The 11,787-nt window shown below is 69.3% G+C and carries 6 protein-coding genes; 2 read left to right on the top strand and 4 right to left on the bottom strand.

All coding sequences use genetic code 11. The features are described from left to right. The first annotated feature begins 26 nt into the window (after positions 1-26). Positions 27-1,154 (top strand): flavin-containing monooxygenase, encoded by a 1,128-nt coding sequence (locus WMF42_RS38700; RefSeq protein ID WP_437688207.1) that lies wholly within the window; start codon positions 27-29, stop codon positions 1,152-1,154. A 2-nt stretch (positions 1,155-1,156) separates the two neighbouring features. Beyond that, the gene (locus WMF42_RS38695; RefSeq protein ID WP_437688206.1) at positions 1,157-2,227 is read left to right on the top strand and encodes a Rieske 2Fe-2S domain-containing protein; all 1,071 of its coding nucleotides are present in this window, start codon (positions 1,157-1,159) and stop codon (positions 2,225-2,227) included. Between the two features lie 46 nt (positions 2,228-2,273). Here the strand turns inward: WMF42_RS38695 and WMF42_RS38690 are convergent, their stop codons facing one another. From WMF42_RS38690 to WMF42_RS38675, 4 genes are all read right to left on the bottom strand, one after another. Continuing rightward, positions 2,274-2,621, bottom strand: coding sequence for a YciI family protein (locus tag WMF42_RS38690; RefSeq protein ID WP_437688205.1), 348 nt, complete (start codon positions 2,619-2,621; stop codon positions 2,274-2,276). Positions 2,622-2,744: 123 nt separating this feature from the next. Then, positions 2,745-4,166 carry an FAD-dependent oxidoreductase gene (locus tag WMF42_RS38685; protein ID WP_437688204.1) on the bottom strand — a complete coding sequence of 474 codons (1,422 nt, stop codon included), beginning with the start codon at positions 4,164-4,166 and terminating at the stop codon, positions 2,745-2,747. Next, entirely contained in the window at positions 4,163-9,463 is a 5,301-nt protein-coding gene (locus tag WMF42_RS38680; RefSeq protein WP_437688203.1) for an SDR family NAD(P)-dependent oxidoreductase, read from the bottom strand. The genes WMF42_RS38685 and WMF42_RS38680 overlap by 4 nt, the downstream gene beginning before the upstream one ends. A gap of 41 nt (positions 9,464-9,504) precedes the next feature. Continuing rightward, a complete protein-coding gene (locus WMF42_RS38675; protein WP_437688202.1) occupies positions 9,505-11,715 on the bottom strand; it encodes an AMP-binding protein in 2,211 nt (736 codons plus the stop codon). Positions 11,716-11,787: the final 72 nt, after the last annotated feature.

The following is an 11,787-nucleotide window of genomic DNA, read 5'->3' as shown; positions in this document are numbered from 1 at the left end:
GGGCGAAATTCGGTTAAACTCCGGTCGTGATCGAGGAGAGCCATGTCGTCATCATCGGCGCCGGTCCGTCTGGGCTAGCGGTGGGCGCCTGTCTGCGCGAGCGGGGAATTCCATTCGTCTTGCTCGAGCAATCGGATGCGGTCGGCGCCACCTGGCGGCGCCACTATCAACGGCTGCACCTCCACACGGTCAAGCAATTCTCCTCGCTGCCCGGGCTCGCCTGGCCCAGATATGCCCCGCCGTATCCCTCCCGGGCGCAGATGGTCGATTACCTCCAGCGCTACGCCGAGCGCTTCCGCCTGGAGCCGCGCTTCGGCGCCGAGGTCGTGCGCGCTCACCGCGACGGGTCGCGGTGGGTGACCCAGACGCGCGCTGGAGAGTTCACGAGCCGCGCGCTCGTCGTGGCCACGGGCTACAGCCGTCTCCCCAACGTACCCACCTGGCCCGGTCAGGAGCGCTTTCGCGGGCCCATCCTCCATAGCTCCACCTACGGGTCGGGCGCTGCATTCCGCGGTCAGCGCGTGCTCGTGGTGGGCTCCGGCAATTCTGGCGGCGAGATCGCGATGGACCTCTGGGAGCATGCGGCGGAGACGACAGTCTCCGCGCGCAGCGGTATTCACGTGATCCCGCGAGACCCGCTCAGGCTCCCGGCCCAGTTCAGCGCCCTTGCCCTCTACGGAGCCCTCCCGGTCGCCGTAGGGGACCGGCTCGCCACCGCATTCCTGTCCCGCACGGTGGGGGATCTGTCGCGCTGGGGGATCCATCGGCCCGAGATCGGCCCGGGTACCCGGGCCGTGAAGGAAGGCCGCATTCCGCTCATCGATATGGGTACGCTGGCGCTGATCCAGCAGGGCAAGATCGCGGTGGTCCCCGGACCGCGCGCGTTCACCGAGACAGGCGTGATCTTCACGGACGGTCGCGAGCTGCCCTTCGATGCCGTCGTGCTCGCCACCGGCTACAGGGCCGGGCTCGGTGACTTCCTCGAGGACGCGGCGCGCTTCACGGACGAGCGCGGCTACCCGCGCTGGCATGGCGCACCGACGCCGACGCCGGGGCTGTTCTTCATCGGTTTCCGCAATCCCATCACAGGGCAGCTTCGGGACATCGCAGCCGAGGCGCCGCGCGTCGCGCGGCATCTCCGAGGGGTGAATTGATCATGGCTGAACTCGACCATTGGCATCCGGTACTCCTCAGCCACGAGCTCCGCCGCAAGCCCCGCGGCGTGCGGCTCGCGGGTCGCGAGATCGTGGTGTTCCGGACCTCGAGCGGCGGGCTCGGGGCGTTCACGGATCGCTGCCCGCACCGGAGCATGCGCCTGAGCGAGGGATGGGTAGAGGGCGACAAGCTGGTGTGTGCCTACCACGGCTGGCGCTGGGCCGTGGACGGCCGGGGCGACATCCCTGCCACCCCGGCGGCACGGCCGTGCGCGCGGCGCGATGATGTGTTCGACGCGGTGGAGCGGTACGGCGCCATCTGGGTGAAGCGCGCAGGGGCGCTGGCCACGTTCCCGCGTTTTGATGCCGAGGGGTACGTGCCCGCCGGTGTCCTCCGGCACCGCGCTTCCGTGCCGTTCGAGCTGGCGCTCGACAATTTCATCGAGGTCGAGCACACGCCGTTCGTCCACTTCATGCTCGGCTACTCGCTCGACCAGATGCCGGAGGTGGAGGCGCAGGTAACCCTGTCGGACGACGCCGTCCGGGTCGTCAATACGGGTCCGAAGCGGCCCATCCCACGGATCGTGGAGAAGATGTTCCGCATCCCGCACGACGCGAAGTTCGTCGTCGAATGGACGGCGCGCTTCTCGCCGGTGCACGCGATCTACGACCACTCCTTCATCAACCCGAGGACCAGGGAGGTCGTGACATACCCGCTTCGGTCGGCCGTGTTCTTCAACCCGGTGGGCCCGGAGTCTTCGGAGATCTACACGTTTCTGTTCGCGTCCTTGGGGCGCTGGAGCGAGCTCGGGCTCGGCTCATTGATCTGGCCTCCCCTCCGGGCGGCCATGGATCTCGAGCTGCGCCTTGACATGAGGTTGCTGTCCCGTCTGGCGGACAAGCGCGGGATCCTGAAGGGCAATGTCCTTGGCCGGTTCGACAAGGCCCTGATCGCGTCGCGCGACCGGATCGATCGGATCTACCGTGGGCAGGCGGCCGAGGCGACGCCTGAGGCGGGAGACGGGCACGAGGCCGCGCGCGCGGCCCGCAGGCTGCCGCTCGCCGCCTCGTGATCACCGTCCCAGCACGCCGCTGCGCGAGCGTCTCGCCGAGCAGGCGTCAGCCGAACTCGGTCACCTCGCGCACCTCCATGGTCCCGTAGACGGCGCCCGGGCTCTTCGCCGCCCATTCGATCGCCTCCTCTTTCGAGTTGACCTTGATGAGGACATGGCCGCCGATGGCTGTCGGCTCGCCGAACGGACCGTTGACGACGACCCGCTCGCCGTTCCGGATCGATACGCGCGCGCCCTTGCTCGTCGGCTGAAGGGATTCGCCTCCAAGCAGGACGCCTGCCTTCCGCATCTCCTCGGTGTACTGGATGTACTTGCCGTAGATCTCTTCCCGCTGCTTGGGGGTCGCGCTCGCCCACAACGACTCGTCGCTCGTGACGAAGATCATGTAACGCATTGTTGATTCTCCTTTTTCTGAAGGGTCCGTTCACCCATTTTCTACCATGGGAGGCGGATGTGACTCAATCACGCCGCCGCGGCAGCAGGCCTGCTCTCGTCTGGCGCCTGCTCGCGGCGTCGATCACGTGGCGGCGCCGGCCGCCCCTCGAGGTACACCCGCGGGCACGGGCGGCGCTTCGGAGACCGGAGGTGCGCCGAGCAAGCGCTGGCGGAGTCGACGCTGGCCAGCGGAGAGCAGCACCTTGCCCACGAAGAGAGGCTCGAAGAGCAAGGCCGCCGAGCCGGTGAGATCGAACGCCGGGAAGAGATGGCGCCGTATGGCGCTGTCATGATGAGCAGACTCGATGGCGAGCTTCGCGTACGCGCCGATGATCGCCGGCGTGCGCGGGCGCTCGCCGACCGTTCCCGGCCATCGGAAGTCGGAGCGCGTGGCGAAATCCCAGACCGAGCGCAAGAACCTGGCTTGCTGCTGGAAGAAGGCCGGCTCGAAGCCCGCGCCTGGGCCGTGGCGGCGCAGCACGTCGCGCAGGATGACGGCAGAGACGGTCGAGGTCGACATGCCCTGGCCGTAGACGGGATTGAAGGCGCAAGCCGCGTCGCCAACAGCGACGAAGCCAGGGAGCTGGATCTCCCAGCTGTCGTAAGCGCGGGATACGTTGGCCATGGAGCGGTTGCCGTAGATCGGCGAGATGGGCTCCGCCAGCGCCACTGCCCGAGCCACGATCGGTGAGCTCAGGCTCGCGAGGTGCTCGAGAAAGCCTTGCTCGTCGGTGGGCGGATACGAGCCGCTGAAGCCCGAGGCGGTCACCAGCCAGCGATCGCCTTCGATCGGAAAGACGACCGCGCCCCGCGGCCGGTCGGGCTCCGCCTCGACCCACAGACCCTTCCACCACCAGTCCGACGGCCGGCGCTCGGGCGGGGGCACCTTGTAGAACCGCGAGGCGTAGCCGGCGCGCGAGTCGACGCTCTGCGTCTTGGGCGCAGGTAGCCCGAGCTCGGTCAGCCACTGCTCGGCGCGCGTATGCCGGCCGCTGGCATCGACGACCAGGTCGGCTTCCAGCTCCTGCTCCGCGGCGTCATCGCGCAGAAGCACGCCCTTGATCCGCGGCCTCTCGCCCGCCGTGCTGCGCAGCGCGAGCACCTGGGAGCCTTCCCGAACGCGCACTTTGGTCTGCTGTCGCATCAGCGAGCGTATCGTGCCCTCGAACAGGTCGCGGCTGGCCCAGAGCAGCTCGCGGCCGGTGGGCCCGACCGTCTGCCAGCCGAAGACGCGCCGCACCGCCATGCCCGTCCCGACGTCGAACCTCAGCGCGCCCGCGGCCATCATCGCGGCGGTGAAGCCGGGAAAGAGCGCCTCGAGCTCCTGCTCTCCCCGCGTCAGGAGCACATGTGTATGACGGCTCTGCGGCACGCCAGGCCGAGGCGCGATCTCGGCGGGAAATTGGTCCCGGTCCAGGATCACGACCTCATCGAAGAAATCGCACAGCACGCGAGCGCTGCACATCCCTGCGATGCTGCCCCCGATGACGATTGCACGGCTCATGTTCTGTCTTTCCCCGTAGCCCTGTTCATGATCTTGGACACGATCTCGGCGAACTGCTGGCGGATGTAGTCATGGGCTCCGGCGAAGCTCCACTCCTCCAGATCGCCTCCGCTGCGCCTCCAGAACTCGAGGCTCTCGGCGTGGAGCGTCGTGTCGTCTCGACCGCACGAAAGAACGACCGGGCAGGAGACCCGCCACCCCAGGTCGAAGTCGAACGTCCACGCGAGCTGCTCGCCGAACGTCTTCAAGAACTGACGCGTGGCCTCGCTGTCGGTCGCGTCGGGGTCGATGGGGATCCCGATCGACCTGGCCAGCCATGTCAGGAACTTCTGGTCACGGAATCCGTCTCGGGGGAGGTCCCGCTGGACGGTGATCACGTTGGCTGGATTGGACAGGACCACGCACGACGGGCCCATGGCGTGCCGTTCCAGCTCCACGGCCGTCGCGTGCGCGATGAGGCCCCCCAGGCTGTGCCCGAAGAGCACGAGCGGCGCTTTGGGCATCGCCATGAGGGCGCCGGCCGCTTGCAGCGTGAGCGCGGCCAGGGGATGCTCGCACGACTCGAGCTGCCGCGCGCCGCTCCCCGGGTATTCCACGGCCACGAGCTCGCAGTCGTCCGGCATCACCTTCGCCCACTCGGCGAAGTCGCCGGCGCCGCCGCCCGAAGCGGGGAAGCAGACAAGCCGCAAGCGCGGCCTCTGCCGGCTGGGCTTGAGGACGGTCAATGGGCCGCGGGCCTCGAGCCGCGCTTGCTGGGCCACGCTCGCGCTGCCGTGGAGCGCGTCGAACTTGGCGGTCACGAGCTGGGCCAGCTCACGCACGTTGGCGACCCTGGCGATCTCGGCGGCCTGCAGCTTCACGCCGAGCTCTTCGTCGATGCGGCGGCGGAGCTCCAGGGCGATCAGGGAGTCGACACCCAGGTTCTGGAGCGCCTCGGTCAGCTTCAGCTTGCCGGGCGGCATCCGCAGCGCTCTGGCGAACAGCTCGCGCAGCGTGCCCTCGATCGCCTCCTGCCGCTCCCCGGGGGGCCGCGCGGCGATGCGCTCGGACGCCCGGACCGTCTGCGCCGTCGGCGTCGGGGCGGCGGGCGGAGCCACCACGGAATAGAAGGGCTTCCTCGGCAGCGAGGGGATCGACAGAGGCACGACGCCGATCTGGGCCGAGGGGGCGCGAAAGAGCTGCTCCAGCGCGGCGACGCCCTCCCTGGAGGAGAGGGCGCCCATGCCCTGCGTGGCGAGGTACCGCGACGTGTGGGCGATGATCGGCGTCGCCATCCCGACGTCGGTCCACGCCGTCCAGTTCAGGCTGAGCGCCGGGAGGCCGAGCGCTCGCCGGTGGTGCGACAGCGCGTCGAGGAAGGCGTTGCCGGCGGCGTAGCTCGACTGCCCGTGCGAGCCGAAGAGCGACGACACGGAGGAGAACAGGACGAAGAAGTCGAGCGGCAGCTCGCTCGTCAGCTCGTGCAGATTCCAGCTCCCGTCGACCTTCGGCCGCCCGATCGCCTGCAGAGAGGGCCCGTCCAGGTCGGGGATCATTTTCTGATCTCCCACCCCGGCCGCGTGAATGATCCCGGCCAGCGGTGGCATCGAGGTCTGGATCTGCTCGAGGACGCTGCGGAGCCGCTCGCGGTCGGCGACATCGACGGAGAACGTCCGGACTTGCGCGCCACCCTCGCGCATCCGGTCCAGCACGGGTTGCGCCGAGGCGGATGGGCCGCTCCGCCCCAGCAGCGCGAAGTGGCTGGCGCCTCGCGCCGCCATCCACTCCAGGACCACAAGTCCAATGCCCCCCAGGCCTCCGGTCAGGAGGTAGGTCGCGTCGGCCTTGAACGACAACGGCTCCGGGGCCGGGCGCTGCTCCGGTAGATGCGGGACCAGCCTCGCGACGTAACGCTCGGCTCCGCGCAGCGCGATCCGATCCTCGTCGCTGCCGGAGAGGAGCTCCTGTCCCAGAGGCTCGAGGTTCGGCGTGGCGTCGAGGTCGAGCAGGGTGCACTGGAGCTCCGGCATCTCGAGCGCCACGGTCGCGCCAAAGCCCCACACGGGCGCCTGCGTCACCGAGACGGTCGGGTTCTTGATAGCCTGGACCTCCTGCGTCACGAGCCAGAGGCGCGGCGGCTGTCGCCATCCCGCGCGCGCCAGGGCCTGGACGAGGTGGAGGGCGCTGATCGAGCCCAGCGCCTGCGCCTGCTGGATCGATTCGAGGGTGGGCGCGGGCGCGCTGTGCGCGCTCCACAAGTGCACGACGCCGCACCGATCTGAAGGAGAGGCGTCGGCCAGGGCGTCCACAACCTCCTGCTCACCCAGGAGCCGGGCAAAGTGCTCGGGCTCCCGTGCGTTGATCTGGTAGTCGCGCGCGCCACGCCGCGCGTAGGTGTCGGCAGTCGCCACACGAACACACGTCTGGCCGCGCGCCTCGAGGTAGTCCTGCAGCGCAGCGGCGCGCTCCGCCTGGTCGTCCAGGATCAGCCATCCGCCCCGCCGAGGCTCGGCGGGCCGCTCGCGCTCGGCCAGGCGCCATTCCATCTCATAGTGGTGCTCCGCGCCGTGCTGGCGCGGCGCCTGCGATTTCGGGGCTTCGAGCCAGTAGCTCTCCCGCTGCCACGGATACGTGGGCAGCGAAACGGCACGGCCGCGCGCCGGGTGCTGCTTCGACCAGTCCACCGGGTAGCCGGCGCAGTGGAGCTGCCCCAGCGCCTCGAGGAGCGTGGGTACCTCCTCGTCGCGGCGCCTCAGCGAGGCCACCACGCGGCCGCTCTTCTCCTGGGCGAGCAACGTCTCGGTCATGGACGCCGAGAGGACCGGGTGGGGCCCGATCTCCAGGAAGAGGCTGCACCCTTTGCGCGCCAGCTCCTCCACGCACTGCGCGAAGAGGACCGGCTTGCGGATCTGCTGCCCCCAGTAGTCCGCGTCGAACGAGGTCCCGCGCTGCTCCGCGCCGGTGACAGTCGACATCAGCAGCGGACCGTTCGCCCCCGGGGCGAGCCCGCGCAGCTCCTTGCTCAGCTCCTCCCCAAAGCCCTCCATCTGGGCGCTGTGAAAGGCATACTCGACCGGTAGCCACTTGGCCTCGACCTGCCGGCCCTGAAGCTGCTCGACGACCTCCTTGAGGGCCGCTGCCTCTCCCGACAGCACGGTCGACGTGGGGCTGTTGCTCGCGCCGATGGATATGCGCTGGCCGTAATCGCTCACGATCCGCTGCGCCGCCGAGAGCGGTAGCGCTACAGACAGCATCTTTCCGAGGCCGGTCGCTCGCTGCATGATCCGACCGCGGTGGACCACCAGCCGCGCGGCGTCCTCCAAGCTCAACGCGCCGGCGACGTGGGCGGCGGCCGCCTCACCGATGCTGTGACCCACCACGGCGTCCGGCTGTACTCCCCAGGAACGCCAGAGGGCCGCCAGCGCCACATGCAGCGCGAACAGCGCCGGCTGGGCCACCTCGGTCTGGTTCAACCTCGACGCGTCGGCGTCGCGCCGCAGCTCATCCAGCAGCGATGGGCCTCCCGCCTCCCGTATGCGCTCGTGGCACGCTTCCAGCGCGCCGCGAAACACCGGCTCCTTCTCCAGCAGCTCCCGCCCCATCCCCCACCATTGCGGACCCTGGCCGCAGAAGACGAAGGCGAGGCGCGGACGCGCTTCGGGCACCACCCCCTCGACCAGGCCACGGCAGCCCTCGCCGGACACGTAGCTCTGCAGCTTCTCGCGCCACGCTGCGCGATCGCTGCCCACCACCGCCAGCCGGTGCGCATGATGATCCCGCCGCAGGCTGGCGGTATAGGCCACATCCCGATCGGTCTCCTCCGGCGTCGCCTCCGCGCTCAAGTGGTCGAGATAGGACGCGGCATAGGCCCTCAGCGCCTCCGGTGTCCTGGCGGAGATGGGCAGGAGCAGCGGGCGCCCCGCCGTCGCCGGACCGACGTCCACGCTCCGCTCCGGCGCCTTCGGCGGCTCCATGACGATGGCGTGCGAGATGGTGCCGCTGAACCCGAACGCGCTGACGCCGGCCACCCGCACCTTGTCGGCGGCAGGCCAGGGGAGCGTCTCGCGCGGGACCAGGAACGGGACCGAATCCCAGGAGACCCGCGGGTTCGGGGTGTTGAAGTGAAGATGACGTGGGACCATGCCGCGCCGGAACATGCCGAGGACCTTGATGAGACCGACGATGCCGGCCGCCCCCTCCGGATGCCCGACGTTGGTCTTCACCGAGCCCAGCATGATGCGCCGGTCGGGGTCGCGCGCGCCGCCAAAGACCTCCGCCAGCGCCTCGACCTCGATAGGATCGCCGAGCGGCGTGCCCGTCCCGTGCGTCTCGATGTAGTCGATCTCTTCAGGTCGGACGCGCGCGGCGGCGAGCGCCTCGCGGACGAGCTGCTGCTGCGCGCGGCCGTTCGGCGCGGTGAGCCCGTTGCTATGTCCGTCATGCTTCACGGCGGAGCCGGCGACGACACCGAGGATCCGATCCCCCGCCTCCATCGCGTCCGTCAGCCGCTTCAGGAGGACCACGCCGCAGCCCTCCGACCGGATGTAGCCGTCCGCCGCCGCGTCGAACGTCCTGCAACGTCCGCCGGACGACGAGAGCGCTCCCGTGGCCGCCATCGCCTCGTTGCCGGCCATCGCCGCGATCACATTGACGCCTCCGGCGAGGGCGAGGTCGCATTCGCGGCTGCGGAGGCTCTGAGACGCGAGGTGGACCGCGACCAGCGACGAGCAACAGGCGGTGTCCACGGACACGCACGGCCCCTGCAGGTCGAGCACGTACGAGATCCGGCCGGCGGCCACGTTGATCGAGAGCCCGGTCACGGCGTAGAGCTGCTCGACCTGCGCGCCGGTCAGCGAGCCATAGCCGCTGTACCCGGAGAACCCCATGAACGTCCCCGTCCGGGTGCCCCGGATCTGCGCCATCGGGACGCCGCCGTCCTCGAGCGCCTCGACCGAGACCTCGAGCAGCAGCCGCTGCGCCGGATCCATGGAGATGGCCTCCCGTGGGGAGATCGAGAAGAAGGAGGGATCGAACTTGTCGATCTCATCGAGAAACCCTCCCGACGTCGGGCTGCGGGCCCCCTGCAGCTCGAACAGCTTCCGCCGCGCGGCCGGTATCTCGGCGAGCGCGTCGAAGCCGTCCTCCAGCAGCTTCCAGAACCGGGTCGGCGACGTGGCGCCGCCGGGGATGCGGCATCCGACGCCGATGATCGCGATCGGCTCCGGCCGAGCGTCCCGGAGCCGGCTGATCTCGAGCTCCGCCTTCTGCAGGGCGAGGAGCGCGCGCTTGGTGAGAGACAGTTCGCCGGATTCGCTCATCTCACTTCACTCCGGGGTGATGGCGTCGGCCAGCCCGCTTCCTACTTTCGACCATCGAGGTGGGCGCGCAGCGCGGCCGCGGCGGTCTCCTCGGACATGCTCTCGACGTCGAGAGCCGCGAGCGCCGCGGGACCTCGATCCGCCCGCTCCCCATCGTCGCTGCCAGCGGTGCCGGTCAGCTTCTCGCACACGAAGGACGCGAGCTGCGCGATGGTCGGATAATTGTAGACGATGGATTCAGGGAGCTCCAATCCGACCGCGCGGACGAGCTCGCCGCGAAACCGGACTCCCGTCATCGAGTCGACCCCAAGCTCGTCGAACGACTTCGTGAGGCTCAGCGCGTCGGCCGGAACAGAGAGCGACGCGGAGAGCAGGCTCCTGATGTGCTCGGCCATTCGCGCCACGCGCAGCTCCGCGTCCGGCTCGTCGAGGATCGCGCGCAGGTCAACGGCCGGCAGGTCGGCGCCGCCGCGCGCGATGCTGCCGGACCGCGCCGCGATCTCGAGCTCGCCGCTGCGGAAGAGGTCCTTGCAAGAGACCCGGGAGACCTTGCCCATGCTGGTCCGCGGAAGCTGCCCCGCGGCCAGGAACAGGACCTCGTGAACGCGAATGCCGAACTCCCGCGCGACGACGCTGCGTAGGGCGTCCGTGCGTTCCTCGAAGCCGACGCCGTCGCGCGCGCCCCTCGGGTCGACCGCGATGAACAGCTCCTCGACGCCGTTCACGTCGTCCGCGAAGGCGATGGACGAGTTCGCGCCAAGCCAGTCGAGCGTACGCTCGAGCGTCGACTCGATGTCTTCCGCGTAGTGCTTGCGCCCGCGTATGACGACGATGCTCTTTCGCCGGCCCGTCACGAACAGATTGCCCCCATAGAAGGCGCCCATGTCCCCGCTGCGGAAGAAGGGGCCGCTTCCATCGGCCGTCCGCGCGTGAAACTGCTGCTCGGTCTCCTCTGGCCGGTTCCAGTAGCCCGTCATGGCCGTGGGCGTCGACACCCAGATCTCGCCGATCTTGCCCTCCGGGAGGACCTCTCTGGTCTCCGGGTCCACGATCGCCACACGCACGCCGGGAAGGATGAACCCGGACGACGACAGCAGAAGGATCCCGCCCTCCGGCGCCTCTACCAAGCTGCCTTCGTCCATCGCCGCACGATCGAAGCGAACCGTCTTGCCGCCGTTCACCGAGCCGGAGACGTATCCCGTCTCCGACATGCCGTACCCGGCGATGAACAGCTTGGGGCGGAAGCCGCTCTCGCGAAACGTGTCCGAGAACGCCTTCCACGTCTCGGGGCGCACCTTCTCCCCCATGCTCATGACGTGCGTCCAGCAGCTCAGATCGAGCTGCTTGCGCTCGGCCTCCGTCGTCGACGAGACACACCAGTCGAGCGCGAAGTTCGGAGCGACGGAATACACCTGCTTGCCCTTGTGACGGGAGATCGTCCGCAGCCATATCGCGGGCGACCGGGCGAACGCGCTGGGCGCGATGTACCACGCGGACATCGTCGCTCCCGTCAGGCACTTCATGATCAAGCCGTATCCAGCCGTCGAGTGGGTCAGGGGGAGCCACGTGACCTCGACGTCGGGGCGGCCGAACGGGCTGTCGGCCGAGGTCGAGATGAGCAGCGCGCGCGCGAGCATCAGCAGGCTGGCGTGCGTCACGATCGTGCCCTTCGGCGCGCCGGTCGAGCCCGACGCGTACTGGAGCATCGCGACGTCCTTCTCGGTCCACCGGGCAGCCGGCGGGGAGCCGGGCGCTCGCCCCAGGAGATCGGGGAGCGAGGGGACGACCCACCGGAGCGTCTCCGTGAGCTGCCGCGCGCCTGGGTGGCTCTTCACCGCGTCGAGCATGCTGCGCGACGCGACGCAGACCGTGGCGCCCGAGTCGGCGGTGACGTTCAACAATCGCGTGACGTTCGCCGCGGGGCGATCAGGACCGAGCGGATCCACGGGGACGGCGATCATGCCGGCATAGAGCGCCGCCCATACCCCCACCAGGTACATGGGACCGGAATCGTAAGCGACGAGGACCCTGTCACCCGGCGCGGCGACCGACCCGAGCTCAAGGCTGAGGTTCGTGGCCGCGCGCTCAAGCTCCCTGTAGGTGAGGCCCTGCTCCTGCCCCTCCTCCTCGATGAATACGGCGATCCTCGCTTCAGGGGCGCTCGTGGCGTAATGCCTGAACAGGTCCAGAGCATTTTCGACGGGCGGCAGCGGACTACCAATGTTCATCGAGCTCGTTCCTTCCTTGCTCATGCACTGCAAGGTGCAGTCTTATCCATTCACGACTACGATCAAGCGGCCCTGACGTCAAGCGATTCAGCGCAG

This window comes from Sorangium sp. So ce176 (genome assembly GCF_051519835.1).
Taxonomy (GTDB): Bacteria; Myxococcota_A; Polyangia; order Polyangiales; family Polyangiaceae; genus Sorangium; species Sorangium cellulosum_G.
This window is presented reverse-complemented; position numbering and strand designations above follow the sequence as displayed.

Bases quoted from the DNA above. Each gene is read 5' to 3' on its own strand.
- WMF42_RS38685 (WP_437688204.1), bottom strand. From the start codon at position 4,166: ATGAGCCGTGCAATCGTCATCGGGGGCAGCATCGCAGGGATGTGCAGC.
- WMF42_RS38675 (WP_437688202.1), bottom strand. From the start codon at position 11,715: ATGAGCAAGGAAGGAACGAGCTCGATGAACATTGGTAGTCCGCTGCCG.
- WMF42_RS38690 (WP_437688205.1), bottom strand. From the start codon at position 2,621: ATGCGTTACATGATCTTCGTCACGAGCGACGAGTCGTTGTGGGCGAGC.
- WMF42_RS38680 (WP_437688203.1), bottom strand. From the start codon at position 9,463: ATGAGCGAATCCGGCGAACTGTCTCTCACCAAGCGCGCGCTCCTCGCC.
- WMF42_RS38695 (WP_437688206.1), top strand. From the start codon at position 1,157: ATGGCTGAACTCGACCATTGGCATCCGGTACTCCTCAGCCACGAGCTC.